Below are 20,769 nucleotides of genomic sequence, written 5' to 3'. Positions count from 1 at the left end.
TCCGTCGTCGGCAGCGTCAGATGTGTATAAGAGACAGGTATTATTTACAAATCATCAGTTGAATGCATAATTCCCTGAAAAGGTATTAAGCAGGCGCGATAAAATGGGCAACAAACCGATGTACCGGCAGATAGCCGATGCGTTCCGCGAGAAAATCAACGCCGGGGAATTAAAACCCGGAGACGCGCTGCCGACGGAGTCCAGTCTTCAGGAGGCGTTTCGCGTCAGCCGCGTCACCGTGCGGCAGGCCCTGAAACTGCTCGCCGATGAGCAGATCATCGAAAGTATTCAGGGCAGCGGCTCTTATGTAAAAAAAGAGGAGCGCGTCAATTACGATATTTATCAGCTCACCGGCTTTTACGAAAAGCTGGCGGATCGTCATGTCGATACGCACAGTGATGTCAAAATCTTTGAAGTGGTGAAAGCCGATGCGCGGCTGGCGGCAACATTAGCGGTTAGCGTGGAAGATAAGGTCTGGCACGTTAAGCGCGTGCGTTTCATCAAGCAGAAGCCGGTGAACCTGGAGGAGACATGGATGCCGCTGGCCATGTTTCCCGACCTCACCTGGGAAGTGATGGAGAATTCGAAATATCACTACGTTGAGCAGATCAAAAAGCTGGTTATCGATCGCAGCGAGCAGGAGCTGATGCCGATCATGCCGTCAGAGGAGGCGATCGCCGCGCTGTCGCTCGATCCGGCAAAGCCGATCCTGGAAAAAGTCTCCCGCGGGTTCCTGAAAGACGGACGGGTGTTTGAATACAGCCGCAACGTGTTCAATACCGACGACTACAAGTTCACTCTCGTCGCCAGACGCAGGCAATAAAAAAGGCCGCTTTACAGCGGCCAACCATGTCGAAACGGACATTTTTATACTTCATCGCTCCCCGTTCGGGGAGCAGAGAGGACTTACTTAATGATGGATTTCAGTGCTTCGCCGATATCCGCCAGGCTGCGAACGGTCTTCACGCCTGCGGCTTCCAGCGCAGCAAACTTCTCATCAGCCGTACCTTTACCACCGGCGATGATCGCGCCCGCGTGGCCCATACGCTTGCCTTTCGGCGCGGTCACGCCCGCGATGTAGCCCACGACTGGCTTGGTCACGTGTTCTTTGATATAAGCAGCCGCTTCTTCTTCCGCGCTACCGCCGATCTCGCCGATCATCACGATCGCTTCGGTCTGCGGATCTTCCTGGAACAGCTTCAGGATGTCGATGAAGTTAGATCCCGGGATTGGGTCACCGCCGATGCCCACGCAGGTGGACTGGCCGAAGCCGTAGTCCGTGGTCTGCTTAACAGCTTCATAGGTCAGGGTACCGGAACGGGAAACGATGCCCACTTTGCCCGGCTTGTGAATGTGGCCAGGCATGATGCCGATTTTGCATTCGCCCGGAGTGATCACGCCTGGGCAGTTCGGGCCGATCATGCGCACGCCTGCTTCGTCCAGCTTCACCTTCACGGTCAGCATATCCAGGGTCGGGATGCCTTCGGTGATGGTGATGATCAGCTTGATGCCTGCGTCGATCGCTTCCAGAATGGAGTCTTTGCAGAACGGTGCCGGAACGTAGATCACGGTCGCGGTTGCGCCCGTCGCTTCTACCGCTTCACGCACGGTGTTGAACACCGGCAGGCCGAGGTGCGTGGTGCCGCCTTTACCTGGCGTTACGCCGCCAACCATCTGCGTGCCGTAGGCAATCGCCTGTTCGGAGTGGAAAGTCCCCTGGCTACCGGTGAAGCCCTGGCAGATAACCTTGGTATCTTTATTAATTAAAACTGACATTATTTCCCCTCCACTGCGGCAACAACCTGCTGAGCTGCATCCGTCAGACTTTTCGCTGCAATAATATTCAGGCCGCTGTCAGCCAGTTTTTTCGCGCCGAGTTCAGCGTTGTTACCTTCCAGACGCACAACCACCGGAACGTTAACACCCACTTCTTCTACCGCACCGATGATGCCGTCTGCAATCAGGTCGCAACGAACGATGCCGCCGAAGATGTTAACCAGTACCGCTTTAACGTTGTCGTCAGAGAGGATGATTTTGAACGCTTCGGTTACGCGCTCTTTGGTTGCGCCACCGCCCACGTCAAGGAAGTTCGCCGGCTCACCGCCGTGCAGCTTAACGATGTCCATGGTGCCCATCGCCAGGCCCGCACCGTTAACCATGCAGCCGATGTTGCCATCCAGCGCCACGTAGTTCAGCTCCCACTGAGCAGCCTGTGCTTCACGCGGATCTTCCTGAGACTGGTCGCGCATTTCGCGCAGATCCGGCTGGCGGAACAGCGCGTTGCCGTCAGCGCCCAGCTTGCCGTCGAGGCAGATCAGGTCGCCCTGGGTGGTGATCACCAGCGGGTTGATCTCGATCAGCGCCAGATCGCGCTCAAGGAAGATAGTCGCCAGGCCCATGAAGATCTTGGTGAACTGCTGAACCAGCTTGCCTTCCAGACCCAGCTTGAACGCCAGCTCGCGACCCTGATAAGGCATTGGGCCCGCCAGCGGGTCGATAGCCACTTTGTGGATCAGGTGCGGGGTCTCTTCCGCCACTTTTTCAATTTCCACGCCGCCTTCGGTAGATGCCATGAACACCACGCGACGGGAGCTACGGTCAACCACCGCACCCAGGTACAGCTCTTTCGCGATGTCGGTCGCCGCTTCGACCAGGATCTGGTTAACCGGCTGGCCGTTCGCATCTGTCTGGTAGGTCACCAGACGCTTGCCGAGCCAATGTTCAGCAAACGCACGAATCTCTTCTTTGCTCTTAACAACCTTCACACCGCCCGCTTTACCACGGCCACCAGCGTGAACCTGACATTTAACTACCCACGGGCCGGAACCGATTTTAGATGCGGCTTCTTCTGCTTCACGCGGGGTAGTACAGGCATAACCCACCGGAGCCGGTAAGCCATACCGGGCAAACAGCTGTTTGGCCTGATATTCATGTAAGTTCATGTGTTCTATCCATCCTTCAGGGTAATCGTTATCTTCAAACCTGTAGACCGGCGCAGCGTGTGCCGGTCCACGGGGCAGGTGATGCTAAATCGTTACTAGACGTCGAGCAGCAGACGCGTTGGATCTTCCAGCAGCTCTTTAATGGCTACCAGGAAGCCCACGGACTCGCGGCCGTCGATCAGGCGGTGGTCGTAAGAGAGCGCCAGGTACATCATCGGCAAGATCTCAACTTTACCGTCAACCGCCATCGGGCGATCTTTAATGGCATGCATACCCAGGATCGCGCTCTGCGGCGGGTTAATGATCGGGGTAGACATCAGCGAGCCGAATACGCCGCCGTTGGTAATGGTGAAGTTACCGCCGGTCAGGTCGTCTACGGTCAGCTTGCCGTCGCGGCCTTTCACGGCCAGCTCTTTGATTTTCTTCTCGATATCAGCCATACCCAGGGTATCCACATCACGCAGAACCGGGGTCACCAGGCCGCGTGGGGTAGAAACCGCCATGCTGACGTCGAAGTAGTTGTGGTAAACCACGTCATCGCCATCGATAGACGCGTTCACTTCCGGGTAGCGTTTCAGCGCTTCAACCACCGCCTTCACGTAGAAGGACATAAAGCCCAGACGGATACCGTGACGTTTTTCAAACGCGTCACCGTACTGCTTACGTAGATCCATGATTGGCTTCATGTTCACTTCGTTGAAGGTGGTCAGCATCGCGGTGGAGTTTTTCGCTTCCAGCAGACGCTCGGCCACGCGCTTACGCAGGCGGGTCATCGGTACGCGTTTTTCGCTGCGGGCACCCAGAGCAGGCTGAGCTGCCGGCGCGGCCACAGGGGCTTTCGCTTCCGCCTGAGCAGGCGCTTTCGCCAGGTGCTTGTCGATGTCTTCGCGGGTCAGACGACCGCCCACACCGGTGCCTTTGATGGCTGCCGGGTCAAGGCTGTGTTCAGCCAGCAGGCGACGGATCGCCGGGCTGAGGGCGTCGTTAGACTGTTCTTCCAGAGAAGCCTGCTGGCGCTGAGCCGGCGTAGAGGCTTTCTCTTCAGACTTCGCGCTGGACTCTTTGCCCGCGCTGTTGCCTTCACGCAGGCGTCCCAGGATCTGACGAGAGGTGACGGTGGTGCCTTCATCTTCCAGCACCGCGTCCAGAACGCCATCCGCCGAAGCCGGTACTTCCAGTACCACTTTGTCAGTTTCGATTTCTACCAGCACTTCATCGCGCTTAACGGCATCGCCTGGTTTTTTGTGCCAGGTAGCGACGGTCGCATCTGCTACGGATTCAGGCAGGTCGGGAACAAGAATATCTACGCTACTCATTATGTATCCTTTAATTAATCGACGTTCAGCGCGTCATTGACCAGATCTTGTTGCTGCTTCTGGTGAACGGACATATACCCTACCGCCGGAGAGGCGGAGGCCGGGCGACCTGCATAGCGCAGGGCTGACCCAAATGGAATCACTTCACGGAAATGATGCTGGCTGCAGTACCATGCGCCCTGGTTGAGCGGCTCTTCCTGGCACCAGACAAAATCATGTACGTGAGCGTACTGTTTCAGCACTTCCTGCATCGCCTGATGCGGGAACGGATAAAGCTGTTCGATACGCACGATGGCGACATCTTTCTGATCGTTCTTGCGGCGCTGTTCCAGCAGGTCGTAATAAACTTTACCAGAACACATCACCACACGCTTCACGGCCTGCGGATCCAGCTCGTCAATTTCACCGATGGCCGGCAGGAAGGTACCGTTCGCCAGCTCTTCCAGGCTGGACACCGCCAGCGGATGACGCAGCAGGGATTTCGGCGACATCACCACCAGCGGACGGCGCATACCGCGCAGCGCCTGACGACGCAGCATGTGGTAGACCTGCGCCGGGGTGGACGGCACGCAGACCTGCATGTTCTGCTCGGCGCAGAGCTGCAGATAACGTTCCAGACGCGCGGAGGAGTGCTCCGGACCCTGGCCTTCATAACCGTGCGGCAGGAGCATCACCAGGCCACACATGCGGCCCCACTTCTGCTCGCCGGAGGAGATGAACTGGTCGATAACGACCTGCGCACCGTTGGCGAAGTCGCCGAACTGCGCTTCCCAGATGGTCAGGGTGCGCGGTTCCGCAGTGGCGTAGCCGTATTCGAATGCCAGGACCGCTTCTTCAGACAGCACGGAGTCCCAGACCTTGAACTGGCCCTGACCGTTATGCACGTGCTGCAGCGGAGTGTAGGTTGAACCGTTAGACTGGTTGTGAACCACTGCGTGACGGTGGAAGAAGGTCCCACGGCCCGCGTCCTCACCGGACAGACGAACAGGAATGCCTTCGTCAACCAGCGTTGCGTAGGCCAGCGTTTCCGCCCCGCCCCAGTCGAACAGCTTCTCGCCTGCCGCCATGGACTGACGGTCGGCGTAGATTTTCGCCACGCGAGACTGCATCTCGATAGCATCCGGCACGGTGCTGATGCGTTTAGCCAGCTCCTGCAGGCGCTTCATCTCAACCTTGTTCGGGTAGCTCTCATCCCACTCGTGGTTGAGGTACGGCGACCAGGTAAAGGAGTGCATGTTCATCGGGCGCAGCTCTTTCACCACGCATTCACCCGCATCCAGCGCGTCGCGGTAGAGGTTGACCATTTCGGTCGCATCTTCCAGCGTCGCCACCTTGTCGCTTTCCAGCTTGTCAGCATAGATTTTGCGCGGCGTCGGGTGTTTTTTGATTTTCTGGTACATCAGCGGCTGGGTTGCACTTGGCTCATCCGCTTCGTTGTGGCCGTGACGGCGGTAGCAGAAGAGGTCAATGAACACATCGCGCTTAAAGGTATTACGGAAGTCCAGCGCCAGACGAGTAACGAAAGCAACGGCTTCCGGGTCATCCGCATTAACGTGGAAGATTGGCGCCTGTACCATCTTACCGATGTCGGTGCAGTACGGGGTAGAACGGGCATCCAGCGGGTTAGAGGTGGTGAAGCCCACCTGGTTGTTGATCACGATGCGAACGGTACCGCCCACTTCATAACCACGCGCTTTCGACATGTTCAGGGTTTCCTGAACCACGCCCTGCCCTGTGACCGCCGCATCACCGTGAATGGTGATTGGCAGCACTTTATTGCTGCTCGGCTCGTCCAGACGATCCAGACGCGCGCGCACGGAACCGATAACCACCGGGCTGACGATTTCCAGGTGTGACGGGTTGAACGCCAGCGCCAGGTGAACCAGACCGCCTTCGGTTTCGATATCTGACGAGAAGCCCATGTGGTACTTCACGTCGCCGGTGCCGAGGTGTTCTTTATGTTTGCCCGCGAATTCGTCGAACAGGTCCTGCGGTTTTTTACCCAGCACGTTGACCAGCACGTTCAGACGACCACGGTGCGCCATGCCGAGCACCACTTCACGGGTGCCGCTCTTGCCTGCGTGGCGAATCAGCTCTTTCAGCATCGGCACCAGCGCGTCGCCACCTTCCAGCGAGAAGCGTTTTGCGCCCGGGAACTTCGCGCCCAGATAGCGCTCAAGCCCTTCCGCTGCGGTCAGTTCGCTGAGGAAGCGTTTCTTCTCGTCGGCCGAGAAGGTCGCGTGGCCCGCTACGGATTCGATGCGCTGCTGGATCCAGCGTTTCTCTTCGGTAGAGGTAATGTGCATATATTCCGCGCCGATGGAGCCGCAGTAGGTTTGCTTGAGCGCGTCAATCAGATCGCCCAGCTTCATCGTGTCTTTGCCGATAGCAAAGGAACCTACGTTAAAGCTTTCCTGGAAATCGGCCTCGGTCAGATCGTGATACGCCGGATCGAGATCGGCCACACGTTCCTGCTGCCACAGTCCCAGCGGATCGAGATTCGCATGCTGGTGACCGCGGAAGCGATAAGCGTTGATAAGCTGCAGGACTTTAACCTGCTTCGCATTGGTGTCAGGGTCGGAAATCGCAGAAGAGTAACGTGAGGCATCCTTCGCCAGACGACGGAAATAATCACGTGTTTTGGAATGGAATTGATCCGGTTTGACCCCTGTACCAGGCAACTGCTGGAACATGGAACGCCAGTTTGCGTCCACTGAGTCAGGATCGGTTAAGAAGTCTTCATAGAGCTGTTCTATCCAGCTCTGGTTGGCACCAGAGAGGTAAGAAGAGTCCAGCCAGGCTTTCATTGCGCCGTTCTGCATCGTGATCCCTTAAGCATTTTTATGCTTACTTTCGCCGTAGAAACTACCACGCACACCGCGTGTACGTGCCGGGGTTCACCTGCGAGCTCTTTTCATTTGGCCCGCGAAGGAACCTTTAGAAACTGTCTAGACTTCAGGGCAGTTTTTAAAGGTTTCTGCAATTATTCCCTCTCCCTTTGGGAGAGGGTTTAGGGTGAGGGGAACAGCGCTCCCCTCTCACAACTTACGCACTGCGCTGCAGCAGCATCGACTTAATATGGCCGATGGCGCGCGTCGGGTTCAGCCCCTTCGGACACACACTGACGCAGTTCATGATGCTATGGCAGCGGAATACGCTGAAAGCGTCACTTAATCCTTCCAGACGGCTGTCGGTTTCGGTGTCTCGGCTGTCGATCAGGAAGCGATAGGCAGCCAGCAGACCCGCAGGGCCGATAAACTTGTCCGGGTTCCACCAGAACGACGGGCAGGACGTTGAACAGCATGCGCAGAGAATACACTCGTACAGACCATCGAGTTTTTCACGCTGCTCAGGAGACTGTAAGTGCTCACGAGCGGGTGGATTTTGCCCATTATTCAATAAGTAAGGCTTAATCTTCTCATATTGTGCATAGAATTGCCCCATGTCTACCACCAAATCACGCACGACCGGCAGGCCTGGCAGAGGACGGATAACAATTTTTTGACCAGGACGCTGCAGCGCTGAAATTGGCGTGATGCAGGCCAGGCCGTTTTTGCCGTTCATGTTCACACCGTCAGAGCCACATACCCCTTCACGGCAGGAGCGGCGGAACGACAGCGTAGGATCTTTCTCTTTCAGCTGGATTAAGGCATCCAGCAGCATCATGTCACGACCTTCTTCCGCTTCGAGGGTGTAGTCCTGCATGCGCGGAGCGTCATCAACATCCGGGTTATAACGATAAACTGAGAATTCGAGTTTCATTATCCTGTCTCCGCATTAGTAAGTACGAATCTTCGGCGGGAACGCCGGACGCAGTTTCGGTTCCATGTTGACGTTACGACGCGTCATGGTTTCCGACTCTGGCAGATACAGGGAATGGCACAGCCAGTTTTCATCGTCACGATCCGGGAAGTCGAAGCGGCTATGGGCGCCACGGCTTTCGGTACGGAAGTTTGCCGACATGGCGGTTGCGAATGCGGTTTCCATCAGGTTATCCAGCTCCAGGCACTCAACGCGCTGGGTGTTGAACTCGCTGGAGGTGTCGTCCAGACGGGCATTTTTCAGACGCTCGCGGATCGCCTTCAGCTGCTCTAGGCCTTTGGCCATCGCATCGCCTTCGCGGAATACCGAGAAGTTGTGCTGCATGCACTCCTGCAGCGCTTTACGGATTTCCACCGGATCTTCGCCGTTACGGTTACCGTTCCAGCGGTTGAGGCGTTCAAGAGAGGCGTCGATTTCGTCGTCGGTTGCATCACGCAGCGCGCCCTGCTCGGCAATGGACTCCTGCAGATGCAGACCCACCGCACGACCAAATACCACCAGGTCCAGCAGCGAGTTACCGCCCAGACGGTTGGCACCGTGTACGGATACGCAGGCGATTTCGCCCACCGCGAACAGGCCAGGAATAACCACGTCTTCGCCCTGCTCGTTCACGGTCAGCGCCTGACCGGTCACTTTGGTCGGAATACCGCCCATCATGTAGTGGCAGGTTGGGATAACCGGGATCGGCTCTTTCACCGGATCGACGTGCGCGAAAGTACGGGACAGTTCCAGGATGCCCGGCAGACGGGATTCCAGCACTTCTTTACCCAGATGGTCGAGCTTCAGCTTCGCGTGTGGACCCCATGGGCCATCGCAGCCGCGGCCTTCACGGATTTCGATCATGATGGAACGCGCCACCACGTCACGACCCGCCAGGTCTTTCGCATTCGGGGCATAACGCTCCATGAAGCGCTCGCCGTGTTTGTTCAGCAGGTAGCCACCTTCACCGCGGCAGCCTTCGGTGACCAGCACGCCCGCACCGGCGATACCGGTTGGGTGGAACTGCCACATCTCCATGTCCTGCACCGGCACGCCCGCGCGGATAGCCATACCAACACCGTCACCGGTGTTAATGTGGGCGTTGGTGGTGGATTGGTAAATACGGCCTGCACCGCCGGTCGCCAGCACGGTCGCGCGGGCTTTGAAGTAAACCACTTCACCGGTTTCGATGCACAGCGCGGTACAGCCAACAATTGCGCCATCGGCGTTTTTCACCAGATCCAGCGCATACCACTCGGAGAAGATGGTGGTATGGTTTTTCAGGTTCTGCTGATACAGGGTGTGCAGCAGCGCGTGACCAGTACGGTCAGCCGCCGCCGCGGTGCGTGCCGCCTGCTCGCCGCCGAAGTTTTTCGACTGGCCGCCAAACGGACGCTGATAGATGGTGCCATTTTCCAGACGGGAGAACGGCAGACCCATGTGATCCAGCTCCAGAATCGCTTCCGGGCCGGTTTTACACATATATTCGATGGCATCCTGGTCGCCGATGTAATCGGAACCTTTTACCGTGTCGTACATGTGCCATTCCCAGTTATCTTCATGGGAGTTACCCAGCGCAACGGTAATACCGCCCTGCGCGGACACAGTGTGGGAACGGGTCGGGAACACTTTAGAGAGCAGCGCACAGGTCTGGCCGCTCTGGGAAATTTGCAGTGCGGCGCGCATACCTGCGCCACCCGCACCAATCACAACAGCATCAAATTCTCTGACTGGCAGTTTCATTACACACCCCACACCACAACAAATCCATAAATGACGTAAACCAGCAGCGCAACAACAATAATCAGTTGCAGCGGAAGGCGAATCGCCAGCGGTTTAACGTAATCGGTCAACACCTGCCACATGCCGATCCAGGCATGGATAAGGATGGAGAACAGGGCCAGCAGGGTGAACACTTTGGTGAAGGCCGATCCGAAGAAACCACTCCAGATTTCCCACGTCAGCGTGCCGCTGGTCGCGAAGAAACCGATCATATAGATGATGTAAAGCGTGAGGACGATGGCGGTAGCGCGGACCAGAATGAAGTCATGTACGCCGTTGCGTCCTAATGCGGAGGCGTTGCTTACCATACGAGAACTCCTGCGAGAAGTGAAAGCACGACAGTGATCACAAATGAAATGTTCGCGGTACGTTTCCCGGCCTCGAACGTCTCTTCCAGATAGCCAAAGTCCATCAGCATGTGGCGTACGCCGCCAACAACGTGATAGGCCAGCGCGGTGAGAATGCCCCACATGATAAATTTCACGAAGAAGCTATTCATGATGGCCGAGGCCTGGAGGAATCCTTCAGGGGAAGAGAGGCTGGTGCCCAGTAACCACAGCAAAATACCGACCGCCACAAACGTAATCACACCAGAAACACGGTGCAGAATGGACGCTATTGCTGTTACGGGGAACCGGATCGTTTTGAGATCCAGATTGACAGGTCTTTGTTTTTTCACATTTCTTATCATGAATAACGCCCACATGCTGTTCTTATTGTTTCCTTCCTCCGGACTGCGATGCGGGTCAAGCAGCGTTCCTTTTCTATAACTGCGCGTCATGCAAAACATTGCTTCCAAATGCTAAAACGACACGTTACAACGCTGGGTGGCTCGGGATTGCAGGGTGTTCCGGAGACCTGGCGGCAGTATAGGCCGTTCACAAAATCATTACAATTAACCTACATACAGTTTGTTGGGTTTTCTCTGGAACAGTGATCAGGGTCACGATAACAACATCTTTTTAATTTTTAATCATCTGATTTGACAAATGTTAAACAATATTGTTACAAACGTCATCAGAAAAGGCATATAATGCGCAAAAGTTATGAGGTCTCTCTTTCACCTGACAAATAGTTATGTAACAGTGTGATGGTATTGACCGAAGTTATCAGGACAGTTATTAGTGATATACAGGTTTGAATAATTCGGACTGCAAAAACGCTGATTTGCTGTTGTTTCACTGATATTTCATTCGTTTACCTGCAAGGCGCCATAGCTCTGTACCCTGGTTACTCCTCGTGAGCTGAGCGGTAAGCCAAATAACAATCTGGTAACGGTGATTAACAGCTGAAGGCAAATCCGGTAAAAGCAGTCTTAAGCATAAGGCGCTAAGGAGACCGTAAATGGCTGATACAAAGGCAAAACTCACCCTAAATGGTGATGATGCTATTGAACTGGATGTGCTAAAAGGCACGCTCGGTCAGGATGTTATTGATATCCGTACGCTGGGTTCCAAAGGGGTATTTACCTTTGACCCTGGATTTACCTCTACCGCATCTTGCGAATCCAAAATCACCTACATTGACGGTGACGAAGGTATCCTGCTCCATCGCGGCTTCCCCATCGATCAGTTAGCCACCGAATCCAACTACCTGGAAGTGTGCTACATCCTGCTGAACGGCGAAAAGCCGACGCAGGCGCAGTACGATGAATTCAAAACCACCGTAACCCGTCACACCATGATCCATGAGCAGATTACCCGTCTGTTCCATGCGTTCCGTCGTGACTCTCACCCAATGGCGGTGATGTGCGGGATTACCGGTGCGCTGGCGGCGTTCTACCACGACTCACTTGACGTGAATAACCCGCGTCACCGTGATATCGCGGCGTTCCGCCTGCTGTCCAAAATGCCGACCATGGCGGCGATGTGCTACAAATACTCCATCGGCCAGCCGTTTGTGTACCCACGTAACGACCTCTCCTACGCCGGCAACTTCCTGCGCATGATGTTCTCCACGCCGTGCGAAGAGTATGAAGTGAACCCGGTGCTGGAACGTGCGATGGACCGTATTTTGATCCTGCACGCTGACCACGAGCAGAACGCCTCTACCTCTACTGTCCGTACCGCAGGCTCTTCAGGCGCGAACCCGTTCGCCTGTATCGCTGCGGGCATCGCCTCCCTGTGGGGACCGGCGCACGGCGGCGCGAACGAAGCGGCGCTGAAGATGCTGGAAGAGATCAGCACCGTTGAGCACATTCCAGAGTTCGTGCGTCGCGCGAAAGACAAGAATGACTCCTTCCGCCTGATGGGCTTCGGTCACCGTGTTTACAAAAACTACGACCCGCGCGCAACCGTTATGCGTGAGACCTGCCACGAAGTGCTGAAAGAGCTGGGCACCAAAGACGATCTGCTGGAAGTGGCGATGGAGCTGGAACACATCGCGCTGAACGACCCGTACTTCATCGAGAAGAAACTCTACCCGAACGTCGATTTCTACTCTGGCATTATTCTGAAAGCGATGGGCATTCCGTCTTCCATGTTCACCGTGATCTTCGCCATGGCGCGTACCGTGGGCTGGATTGCGCACTGGAACGAAATGCACAGCGAAGGCATGAAAATCGCCCGTCCTCGTCAGCTGTACACCGGCTACGAGCAGCGTGATTTTAAGTCTGACCTGAAGCGCTAAAAAACGTTGGGTGCGGCCTGATGCCCTCCCCCACAGGGAGAGGGTGAAAACATTAAAAACGGCAACTTTCGTTGCCGTTTTGCTTTTACCTCCGCCACCCGGCTTTTTTACATCTGGCACCGGGGGCACCAGTAAAACGGTCTGGAAGAGATCGTAGCCTTCTCAATCACCCCACCACAACGCTCGCACTTTTTCCCCGCCCGATGGAACACCTTAAAGCGGAACAGCGCCCCGTGATGTTTGTTCTCATCTACCAGGCCGCGCGTGTTGTACGACAGCCGCGGAATATCCAGCAGCGCGTGCGACAGCGCGTCCAGCTGTTCCTCGCTAAGCTGAGAGGCCTTGCGCTGCGGCGCCAGCCCCACTTGCCAAAGGATTTCCACCCGCAGATAGTTTCCCAGCCCGGCAAGAAACGCCTGATCGAGCAACAGCCCGGAAAACTGGCGGTTGCGGAATTGGGGAGACAATAGCCGGGCTTTAACGTCGCTCGCCGTCAGGCGCATGTCCAGCACGTCCGGCCCGACGCGCTGTAAGAACGGATGCGTCAGCAGCTGCTCCGGCGTTAACATTTCGATATCAGAGGCGCTATAGAGCAGGATCGCCTTATCCGCCGTTTGTAACCGGACGCGCAGCACGCGCGTCGTTTGCGGCTGCTCGTCCGCATCGACGACGCGCCACACACCGTAGAGCTGGTTATGGCTATATAACGTCAGGTTATGGGAAAAATGCGTGAGCAACGCTTTGCCGCGCGTTTCAATATGGGTCACCGTCTGTCCCACCAGCTCTGTTTCAAACGGCTTAAGTTGAGGAAAGGCAAACCAGACATCGGTCAGGGGTTTGCCCTTTATCGCCGCCTCCAGGCTATCCGCCGCGCGGCGGATCTCCGGACCTTCAGGCATGTCATTGTCCTTTTATAATCAATCTGCGCTGACGAGAATGCCCTCTTCAGAGAACGCCGCCCGCAGGCGTCGCGCAAACTGGAGCGCATGCTCCCCGTCGCCGTGTAAACACACCGTATCGGCCTGAACATTTGCGGATGTTCCATCCACGGCGGTCACCCGCCCGAAGCGCACCATCGCCAGCGTCTGCGCCAACGCTTTATTTTCGTCAGTAATCAGCGCACCAGCCTGCGTGCGCGGCACCAGGCTGCCGTCCGGCATGTATCCCCGATCGGCAAAGACTTCCTGCCGCGTCGTCAGCCCCAGCCGTTCTCCGGCACGAATAAGCTCGCTACCCGCCAGGCCAACCAGAATCAGCTGCGGATTGCAGTCCCGCACCGCGCGGGCAATCGCCTCCGCCAGCGCCGGATCTTTCGCTGCCTGGTTATAGAGCATGCCGTGCGGTTTGACGTGACGCAGCACGCCATGCTCAGCGCGCACTATCGCCTCCAGCGCGCCGATCTGGTAGAGCACCTGAGCGTAGACCGTCTCAGGGGGCAGATCCATCGCCGTACGGCCAAAGTTGTCCCGGTCCGGGAAGCTCGGGTGAGCGCCAATCGCCACGCCGTTTTTAATGGCATTACGCACGCTCTCCAGCATGGTTTGCGCATCGCCCGCGTGAAAACCGCAGGCGATGTTGACCGAGGAGACCAGGGTCATCAGTTCCGCATCGGCGCTGCTGCCCTCCCCCAGATCGGCGTTTAAATCAATCTTTACCATCGAGCCTCCACGCCAGCTGTTCGAGATAGCGCTGCCGATCCTGCCGCGCCTTTAGCGCCTCCTCCAGCGTACACTGCACGAAATGAATCGGCTGACCGAGAGGGATTTGCGCCAGATGGTAGCGATCCGCTTCGATAATGCAGGCAATACGCGGATAGCCGCCGGTAGTTTGCGCGTCGTTCATCAGTACGATGGGCTGCCCGTTGCCCGGCACCTGAATCACCCCCGGCAGCAGCCCGTGGGAAAGCAGCTCCCGGTCAGTCGTGCGGGTCAGCGGCTGCCCCTGAAGCCGGTAACCCATACGGTTACTCTGCGGGCTGATTTTCCACGGCGAACGCCAGAAAGACTCTTTTGAGGCTTCATCAAACTCCTGATATTCCGGTCCCGGCAAGGCGCGGATCACGTTCCCCCACAGCAGTTGCTTCACGCCCTGCGTGGTGGTGAAATGGCGCGCTGATGGCTTAATCGCAAGACGATCGCCGTCGCGCAGCAGCCGTCCTTCATGGCCGCCCATTCCCGCTTTCTGGTCGGTGCTGGACGACCCCAACACCTCCGGCACGTCGATGCCCCCCGCCACGGCAAGATAGCTGCGCACGCCGTGTAGAGGACGCTTAAGCGTCAGACGCTGCCCGGCTTTCGCCCGCAATCGCCAGCCGGTCCACACCGCTTTGCCGTCCAGCGTCGCGTCACAGCCCGCGCCGGTTAAGGCGAACCAGGTCTCCTCACCAAATTCAATAACGCACTGACCCAGCGTAATTTCTAACGCCGCCGTGCTGCCCGCGTTGCCTACCAGCAGGTTGGCAATCTCCAGCGAAGGACGATCGAGCGCACCGCAGTAGCTCACGCCGGACTGGCGCATGCCAAAGCGTCCGGCATCCTGAACGGAGGTATAAAGCCCCGCGCGAATAAGCGTTAACATACCCCCTCCTTCTGCGGGATAAAGCGCAGGGTATCACCCGGACGCAGGAGGATCGGTGCCTCCTGCCCCGGTTTAAATAGTGGCATAGAGGTGTGCCCGATAAGCTGCCAGCCGCCCGGTGAAGTAAGCGGATAAACTCCGGTTTGTTCACCGCCAATCGCCACCGTTCCTGCGGGTACGCTCAGGCGCGGCTCAGCCCGACGAGGGGTATGCAGCCGGGGAGATAATCCGCCCAGATACGGAAAGCCCGGCTGAAAACCCAGAAACCAGACGACGTAATCCACCGAGCTGTGCAGCTCCACAACCTGCTTTACTGTTAATCCACAGTGTTCGGCCACCACGCCAAGGTCAGGACCACCTTTGCCGCCATAGACAACCGGGATCTCAATCGCCCGCGATTCTGGCTCCAGCGCCTCGCTCTCTTCCCACCAGCGCTGAAGACGCTCAATGGCATCCAGCGCCCCGGTGTGCGGATCGCGTAGCACCACGGTGATATTATTCATACCCGGAATAGCTTCAACCACGCCGGGTAGCTCGGGCAGTCGCTGTGCCAGGCGCCAGATACGCTTTTGCGTGGCAAGCGTCACGGGAGGCTCAAGCTCCAGAACTACCGCGGTTTCACCCAGAAGATAACAACGCGCTCGCTGCACTTAACTACCTCTCATCAGGCCGGATTAGGAATATCAATAAAGGTCACATCCAGATCGGTATTTTCCGTCAGCCACTCGCTGAGGGCGCGAATACCGCCGCGCTCGGTAGCGTGGTGGCCTGCCGCGTAAAAATGCAGCCCCTGCTCGCGGGCAGAGTGAACCGTCTGCTCGGAGACTTCGCCGGTAATAAACGCATCAACACCAAAGCGCGCGGCGCTGTCGATAAAGCCCTGGCCGCCGCCGGTACACCACGCCACGCGCTTCACGGTATCCGGCCCGGTATCTCCGCACCACAGCGGACGACGCCCCAGCCGCGCTTCGATCCACGAGGCCAGCTCCAGCCCCGGTACCGGCATCGACAGTTCGCCCCACGGCACCAGCGGCTCGATTTCACCCATCACGGTAATCCCTAACAGCTGTGCCAGCTGGACGTTATTTCCCAGTTCAGGATGCGCATCCAGCGGCAGATGGTAACCGTACAGGTTGATATCATTCGACAGCAGCGTTTTGAGGCGGTTGCGCTTCATGCCGCGGATAATCGGCGATTCGTTTTTCCAGAAGTAACCGTGATGGACAATCACCGCGTCGGCTTCCTGACGCACCGCCTCATCCAGCAGCGCCTGGCTTGCCGTCACGCCGGTGATGATTTTCTGCACCGTTTCGCGCCCTTCGACCTGCAGGCCATTCGGGCCATAGTCGCTAAAGGAGGCGGTATTAAGTTTTTCGTTAATCAGGCGTTCCAGTTCACTGTTTTTCATCATCATTCTCTCAAACTTTTCGTGCGGCTTCGTACGCCGCCAGCGTGGCGACGCGCGCCTGTTTATGGTCGACAATCGGGCGGGGATAATCGAGCTTTACGCCCTGTTTATCCGCCCATGCCCACGGGTCATGGATCGCTTTTTCAGGAACGTTCCTGAGCGCGGGCAACCAGCGGCGAATAAAGTCGCCGTTGGCATCAAATTTTTGCCCCTGCGTGGTCGGATTAAAAATCCTGAAATAGGGAGCCGCATCGGTGCCGGTAGAGGCCGCCCACTGCCAGCCACCGTTATTCGCTGCCAGATCGCCATCGATCAGCTGAGAAATAAAATAGCGCTCTCCGATTCGCCAGTCGATAAGCAGATCTTTCACCAGGAAGCTCGCGGTAATCATTCGCAGACGATTGTGCATCCACCCGGTTTCATTTAGCTGGCGCATAGCGGCGTCCACAATCGGATAGCCCGTCTCCCCTTTTTGCCAGGCCTGTAAAAGTGCCTCATCGTGCTGCCATTTTACGCTGTCGGTCCACGGAATGAACGGACGATGCTTACAGAGATTGGGATGGTACGTCATCAGATGGCGGTAGAATTCACGCCAGATAAGTTCGTTCAGCCACACCGAGCCCGCACCACCGTCCAGCGCCTGCGGCTGTTCGGCCAGAAGACGATGCAAACACTGGCGAGGAGAGAGCACGCCCAGCGCCAGGCAGGCCGATAACCGGCTTGTCCCTTCAATTGCCGGGAAATCCCTGCGCGCGTCGTATTCTCCCGCGCCCTGCTTGCAAAACTGGCGCAGCTTCGCAATAGCGGCCTTCTCACTGGCAGGGAACAGAAGTTCATCAAATGCCCGTTGGGGATAGTTGAACGTTAATTCGGGGAGATCGGTTATAGCCTCTCCTCTGGCGGCGGGCGCGGGTACGCACTCCGGCAGCGCCTCTTTCAGGCGCTTAACAAAAGCATTTTTAAACGGCGTAAACACTTTATACATTTCGTGACCGCCGGTCATAACGCTGCCCGGAGCCAGCATCACGCTGTCATCAAATCCCTCACAAACCACCTCTCCCAGCATTTTCTCCAGCTGGCGGTCCCGCTGCTGTTCGTTCAGTTCGTACTGGTAGTTATAAAAAAGATGCGTGACGCCGTTCTGCTGGCATATCTCCTGCAGCATATGAAGCTGCGCGGTAAAATCGCTGACCTCTTTGTAGATCAGCGGAATGCCTTTCTCGGCAAGCGCGTGCTGCAGTTCGTTCAGGTGTGATTTGAGGTAAGCCGCCTGCCGCGGAGCCATATCATGCTGCTGCCACTGCTCAGGCGTGGCGATAAATAGCGCCAGCACGCTGGCGTCATCAGAGCGGCAGGCTGCCGCGAGAGCGATGTTGTCATGTACGCGCAAATCCGCGCGAAACCAAACCAGATGGGTGGGCATAAAACTCCAGGCTATTGTCCATTATGTCCATAAGGGCATGCCGTACAAGGAAAAAGCATGCATTGAACTACTTTGCCATGAAGTGTAGACGGGATGAAATAAAAAAGGCCGCCCGGGGCGGCCTTAACGCTACTTGTCCTGCGCTATCGTGGTTAAAGCGACAAACGCATTAGGTTCATCACTCTTTACAACGAGTACGCTGGCGACAATGAACGCGATGCATATATAGCGTTTCACTATGCGGTCCCTGCTGCTAACCGCTCCACCGTTCACCACCGGTGATAAATCGGTGGACACAAGCCCTGACGAGAGCCTGACTTACGGTTGTGGTGACGCCTTTCCCGGGACCGGTGCCCATGTGCGAGATGGCGGAAAGGGACGCTGCATAGTAGTTGGCCCTGGCGTAAAACGTAATCCACAGAAAAGGTTTTTAAGAATATATTTAGGGAGTGGCAGTTTGATTACTTAAGGACCCGAGATATTCTTGGAAGCCTCTGACGAGGGCTTGAAGACTACCCAACGGACCGCGAATCCTGAGGGACAAAAAAACCGCCATATTGCTATTGGCGGTTTTTTTATGGCTACGCGTCAGCGTTGTATCAATAGAAATCGCAGGTCGCTTTCTCTGCCTGATCCATCCACACCGGCTTCTCGCTGGTTTTCGCCCAGACGCGGTGCAGATAGCTGTAAAAACGCGCGCGATCTTTCCAGAACAGCATCACCGGCAGGGCCAGCACGCCAGCCACTACGGCGAAAGTGCGACGCATGAACACGATATGAGCCGGATACTCTTTATAAAGATCCATATTTTTCTCCCCTGTAGTTGGCCGGAAACCTTCTCCGGAAAATGTGAAATCTGTGACCTGGCTAAAATAATATCGCTTTGTTTGTAATTTTACTACTCATCCGACCACTTATTTTTATCCATTTAGTGAATATTTACATTCGCGCCGTAATTAAGTTACAAAAAAGTTAACGATTTACTTATCAATAGTTAAATTGTGGGCTTTGCCATTTTTATACTTTTTTTACACCCACCCTTCTGATTTTTGCGAAATCTTTGCGCCATAAATCCTACCGTTAGCACAACAACAAAAGTCACCCGGAGGTGGATTGTGAGTGCAGGTCTTATTGCCGGCATCGTGCTGGTGTTCCTGTTATTGGGTTATCTGGTCTATGCCCTGATTAACGCGGAGGCATTCTGATGGCTGCTCAGGCGTTTTTGCTTATTGCCAGCTTCTTAGTGGTATTGTTCGTTCTGGCAAGACCGCTGGGAACGGGACTGGCGCGATTGATCAACAACGTCCCCCTGCCCGGCACGGGAAGCGTTGAAAAAGGGATCTGGCGCGTACTGGGGATAGTCGATCGGGAGATGAACTGGCGTGAATATCTGATCGCCATTCTGCTGCTGAACATCGTTGGGCTCATTGCGCTTTTTGCCATGCTGATGCTGCAGGGTAGCCTGCCGCTGAATCCGCAAGGGTTACCGGGCCTGTCCTGGCATCTTGCGCTGAACACGGCGGTCAGTTTTGTTACCAACACCAACTGGCAGTCCTATGCCGGTGAAACCACGCTTAGCTATTTCAGCCAGATGGCTGGATTAACCGTGCAGAACTTCCTCTCTGCCGCCAGCGGTATCGCGGTAATTTTCGCGCTGACGCGCGCGTTTGCACGTCAGAAAATCGGTACCCTGGGTAACGCCTGGGTGGATCTGACGCGCATTACGCTGTGGATCCTGCTGCCGATTGCGTTGCTTATCGCGCTGTTCTTTATTCAGCAGGGCGCCCTGCAAAACCTGCTGCCTTACGCGCCTTATACCTCGCTGGAAGGGGCAAAACAGCTCCTGCCGATGGGGCCAGTGGCGTCGCAGGAAGCCATCAAGATGCTCGGCACCAACGGCGGCGGATTCTTCAACGCCAACTCGTCGCATCCGTTTGAAAACCCTACAGCCCTGACCAATTTTGTGCAGATGCTGGCGATCTTCCTGATCCCCGCCGCGCTCTGTTTCGCCTTTGGTGATGTGGTCAACGATCGCCGTCAGGGCCGCACACTGCTCTGGACCATGTCGCTGATCTTCGTGGTCTGCGTGGCGCTGGTGATGTGGGCTGAATGGAGCGGCAACCCCCATTTCATGCTGCTTGGGGCGAACAGCACTATTAATATGGAAGGCAAAGAGAGCCGCTTCGGCATTCTTGCCAGTAGCCTTTATGCAGTCGTCACCACAGCAGCCTCGTGCGGGGCGGTAAACGCCATGCATGACTCTTTCACCGCGCTGGGCGGCATGATCCCGATGTGGCTGATGCAGATCGGCGAGGTGGTGTTTGGCGGCGTGGGCTCCGGTCTTTACGGCATGCTCCTGTTCGTGCTGCTGGCGGTGTTTATTGCCGGTCTGATGATTGGCCGCACCCCGGAATACCTCGGTAAAAAAATCGACGTTCGCGAGATGAAATTAACCGCGCTGGCGATTCTGGTCACCCCGGCGCTTGTGCTGCTCGGCACCGCGCTGGCCCTGATGACCGAGGCCGGACGCAGCGGCATCTTTAATCCGGGCATTCACGGCTTTAGCGAAGTGCTGTATGCCGTCTCCTCGGCCGCCAACAACAACGGTAGTGCCTTTGCAGGCTTAAGCGCCAACTCTCCGTTCTGGAACTGTCTGCTGGCGTTCTGCATGTTCGTGGGCCGCTTCGGGATCATTGTGCCGGTTATGGCGATTGCCGGATCGCTGGTAAATAAAAAAATCCAACCGACCACCACCGGGACGTTACCGACCCACGGCGCGCTGTTTATCGGCCTGCTGACGGGCACCGTGTTGCTGGTCGGCGCCCTGACCTTTATCCCCGCCCTCGCGTTAGGCCCGGTCGCGGAAACTCTCTCTTTACGCTGATTTTGCGG

Annotated in this window: 19 protein-coding genes; 4 read left to right on the top strand and 15 right to left on the bottom strand. The window is 56.4% G+C overall.

The window, feature by feature from the left end; all coding sequences use genetic code 11:
- The first annotated feature begins 103 nt into the window (after positions 1-103).
- Entirely contained in the window at positions 104-823 is a 720-nt protein-coding gene (locus HBA26_RS02440) for a GntR family transcriptional regulator (protein ID WP_126345028.1), read from the top strand.
- Between the two features lie 83 nt (positions 824-906).
- Here the strand turns inward: HBA26_RS02440 and sucD are convergent, their stop codons facing one another.
- From sucD to sdhC, 8 genes are all read right to left on the bottom strand, one after another.
- Positions 907-1,776: a succinate--CoA ligase subunit alpha gene (sucD, locus tag HBA26_RS02435; RefSeq protein WP_008501094.1), complete on the bottom strand. Its 870-nt coding sequence runs from the start codon at positions 1,774-1,776 to the stop codon at positions 907-909.
- Complete coding sequence (gene sucC, locus HBA26_RS02430; RefSeq protein WP_006809579.1) at positions 1,776-2,942, bottom strand: ADP-forming succinate--CoA ligase subunit beta; 1,167 nt, start codon at positions 2,940-2,942, stop codon at positions 1,776-1,778. The genes sucD and sucC overlap by 1 nt, the downstream gene beginning before the upstream one ends.
- Positions 2,943-3,037: 95 nt before the next feature.
- Entirely contained in the window at positions 3,038-4,258 is a 1,221-nt protein-coding gene (gene odhB, locus HBA26_RS02425) for a 2-oxoglutarate dehydrogenase complex dihydrolipoyllysine-residue succinyltransferase (RefSeq protein ID WP_047367747.1), read from the bottom strand.
- A 14-nt stretch (positions 4,259-4,272) separates the two neighbouring features.
- On the bottom strand, positions 4,273-7,080 hold the full coding sequence (sucA, locus tag HBA26_RS02420) for a 2-oxoglutarate dehydrogenase E1 component (protein ID WP_045261080.1): 2,808 nt from the start codon (positions 7,078-7,080) through the stop codon (positions 4,273-4,275).
- Between the two features lie 223 nt (positions 7,081-7,303).
- A complete protein-coding gene (gene sdhB / locus HBA26_RS02415; RefSeq protein WP_008501090.1) occupies positions 7,304-8,020 on the bottom strand; it encodes a succinate dehydrogenase iron-sulfur subunit SdhB in 717 nt (238 codons plus the stop codon).
- A 15-nt stretch (positions 8,021-8,035) separates the two neighbouring features.
- Positions 8,036-9,802 carry a succinate dehydrogenase flavoprotein subunit gene (sdhA, locus tag HBA26_RS02410; RefSeq protein WP_041910764.1) on the bottom strand — a complete coding sequence of 589 codons (1,767 nt, stop codon included), beginning with the start codon at positions 9,800-9,802 and terminating at the stop codon, positions 8,036-8,038.
- Positions 9,802-10,149, bottom strand: a complete 348-nt coding sequence (gene sdhD / locus HBA26_RS02405; RefSeq protein WP_003858621.1) for a succinate dehydrogenase membrane anchor subunit — start codon at positions 10,147-10,149, stop codon at positions 9,802-9,804. The genes sdhA and sdhD overlap by 1 nt, the downstream gene beginning before the upstream one ends.
- Positions 10,143-10,547, bottom strand: a complete 405-nt coding sequence (gene sdhC / locus HBA26_RS02400) for a succinate dehydrogenase cytochrome b556 subunit (RefSeq protein ID WP_026080740.1) — start codon at positions 10,545-10,547, stop codon at positions 10,143-10,145. The genes sdhD and sdhC overlap by 7 nt, the downstream gene beginning before the upstream one ends.
- A 638-nt stretch (positions 10,548-11,185) precedes the next feature.
- On the opposite strand from sdhC, the gene HBA26_RS02395 reads away from it, so the two are divergent.
- Entirely contained in the window at positions 11,186-12,469 is a 1,284-nt protein-coding gene (locus tag HBA26_RS02395) for a citrate synthase (RefSeq protein WP_028012378.1), read from the top strand.
- Positions 12,470-12,576: 107 nt separating this feature from the next.
- Here the strand turns inward: HBA26_RS02395 and nei are convergent, their stop codons facing one another.
- The 7 genes from nei to HBA26_RS02360 all read right to left on the bottom strand — a co-directional run bounded on the left by nei (position 12,577) and on the right by HBA26_RS02360 (position 18,683).
- The gene (nei, locus tag HBA26_RS02390; protein WP_049138485.1) at positions 12,577-13,368 is read right to left on the bottom strand and encodes an endonuclease VIII; all 792 of its coding nucleotides are present in this window, start codon (positions 13,366-13,368) and stop codon (positions 12,577-12,579) included.
- An 18-nt stretch (positions 13,369-13,386) separates the two neighbouring features.
- Positions 13,387-14,127, bottom strand: coding sequence for a 5-oxoprolinase subunit PxpA (gene pxpA / locus HBA26_RS02385; protein ID WP_059355292.1), 741 nt, complete (start codon positions 14,125-14,127; stop codon positions 13,387-13,389).
- A complete protein-coding gene (gene pxpC, locus HBA26_RS02380) occupies positions 14,114-15,046 on the bottom strand; it encodes a 5-oxoprolinase subunit PxpC (protein WP_028012375.1) in 933 nt (310 codons plus the stop codon). Before pxpC ends, pxpA begins: the two co-directional genes overlap by 14 nt.
- Positions 15,040-15,696, bottom strand: coding sequence for a 5-oxoprolinase subunit PxpB (pxpB, locus tag HBA26_RS02375; RefSeq protein WP_100170594.1), 657 nt, complete (start codon positions 15,694-15,696; stop codon positions 15,040-15,042). The genes pxpC and pxpB overlap by 7 nt, the downstream gene beginning before the upstream one ends.
- A gap of 14 nt (positions 15,697-15,710) precedes the next feature.
- The gene (locus tag HBA26_RS02370) at positions 15,711-16,454 is read right to left on the bottom strand and encodes a type 2 GTP cyclohydrolase I (RefSeq protein ID WP_028012373.1); all 744 of its coding nucleotides are present in this window, start codon (positions 16,452-16,454) and stop codon (positions 15,711-15,713) included.
- A gap of 10 nt (positions 16,455-16,464) precedes the next feature.
- Positions 16,465-17,877 (bottom strand): deoxyribodipyrimidine photo-lyase, encoded by a 1,413-nt coding sequence (phrB, locus tag HBA26_RS02365; protein ID WP_126345029.1) that lies wholly within the window; start codon positions 17,875-17,877, stop codon positions 16,465-16,467.
- A 599-nt stretch (positions 17,878-18,476) separates the two neighbouring features.
- Positions 18,477-18,683 (bottom strand): YbfA family protein, encoded by a 207-nt coding sequence (locus tag HBA26_RS02360; protein WP_014069366.1) that lies wholly within the window; start codon positions 18,681-18,683, stop codon positions 18,477-18,479.
- A gap of 309 nt (positions 18,684-18,992) precedes the next feature.
- On the opposite strand from HBA26_RS02360, the gene kdpF reads away from it, so the two are divergent.
- Positions 18,993-19,082: a K(+)-transporting ATPase subunit F gene (kdpF, locus tag HBA26_RS22835; protein WP_014069365.1), complete on the top strand. Its 90-nt coding sequence runs from the start codon at positions 18,993-18,995 to the stop codon at positions 19,080-19,082.
- On the top strand, positions 19,082-20,761 hold the full coding sequence (kdpA, locus tag HBA26_RS02350) for a potassium-transporting ATPase subunit KdpA (protein WP_126345030.1): 1,680 nt from the start codon (positions 19,082-19,084) through the stop codon (positions 20,759-20,761). The genes kdpF and kdpA overlap by 1 nt, the downstream gene beginning before the upstream one ends.
- Positions 20,762-20,769: the final 8 nt, after the last annotated feature.

The sequence above is a fragment of the Enterobacter sp. 725m/11 genome, assembly GCF_011683705.1.
Taxonomy (GTDB): domain Bacteria; phylum Pseudomonadota; class Gammaproteobacteria; order Enterobacterales; family Enterobacteriaceae; genus Enterobacter; species Enterobacter bugandensis.
The sequence above is the reverse complement of the archived record's forward strand: the minus strand, read 5'-3'. Positions and strand labels throughout refer to the sequence as shown.

Bases quoted from the DNA above. Each gene is read 5' to 3' on its own strand.
- HBA26_RS02440 (WP_126345028.1), top strand. From the start codon at position 104: ATGGGCAACAAACCGATGTACCGGCAGATAGCCGATGCGTTCCGCGAG.
- sucD (WP_008501094.1), bottom strand. From the start codon at position 1,776: ATGTCAGTTTTAATTAATAAAGATACCAAGGTTATCTGCCAGGGCTTC.
- sucC (WP_006809579.1), bottom strand. From the start codon at position 2,942: ATGAACTTACATGAATATCAGGCCAAACAGCTGTTTGCCCGGTATGGC.
- odhB (WP_047367747.1), bottom strand. From the start codon at position 4,258: ATGAGTAGCGTAGATATTCTTGTTCCCGACCTGCCTGAATCCGTAGCA.
- sucA (WP_045261080.1), bottom strand. From the start codon at position 7,080: ATGCAGAACGGCGCAATGAAAGCCTGGCTGGACTCTTCTTACCTCTCT.
- sdhB (WP_008501090.1), bottom strand. From the start codon at position 8,020: ATGAAACTCGAATTCTCAGTTTATCGTTATAACCCGGATGTTGATGAC.
- sdhA (WP_041910764.1), bottom strand. From the start codon at position 9,802: ATGAAACTGCCAGTCAGAGAATTTGATGCTGTTGTGATTGGTGCGGGT.
- sdhD (WP_003858621.1), bottom strand. From the start codon at position 10,149: ATGGTAAGCAACGCCTCCGCATTAGGACGCAACGGCGTACATGACTTC.
- sdhC (WP_026080740.1), bottom strand. From the start codon at position 10,547: ATGTGGGCGTTATTCATGATAAGAAATGTGAAAAAACAAAGACCTGTC.
- HBA26_RS02395 (WP_028012378.1), top strand. From the start codon at position 11,186: ATGGCTGATACAAAGGCAAAACTCACCCTAAATGGTGATGATGCTATT.
- nei (WP_049138485.1), bottom strand. From the start codon at position 13,368: ATGCCTGAAGGTCCGGAGATCCGCCGCGCGGCGGATAGCCTGGAGGCG.
- pxpA (WP_059355292.1), bottom strand. From the start codon at position 14,127: ATGGTAAAGATTGATTTAAACGCCGATCTGGGGGAGGGCAGCAGCGCC.
- pxpC (WP_028012375.1), bottom strand. From the start codon at position 15,046: ATGTTAACGCTTATTCGCGCGGGGCTTTATACCTCCGTTCAGGATGCC.
- HBA26_RS02370 (WP_028012373.1), bottom strand. From the start codon at position 16,454: ATGAAAAACAGTGAACTGGAACGCCTGATTAACGAAAAACTTAATACC.
- phrB (WP_126345029.1), bottom strand. From the start codon at position 17,877: ATGCCCACCCATCTGGTTTGGTTTCGCGCGGATTTGCGCGTACATGAC.
- HBA26_RS02360 (WP_014069366.1), bottom strand. From the start codon at position 18,683: ATGGATCTTTATAAAGAGTATCCGGCTCATATCGTGTTCATGCGTCGC.
- kdpA (WP_126345030.1), top strand. From the start codon at position 19,082: ATGGCTGCTCAGGCGTTTTTGCTTATTGCCAGCTTCTTAGTGGTATTG.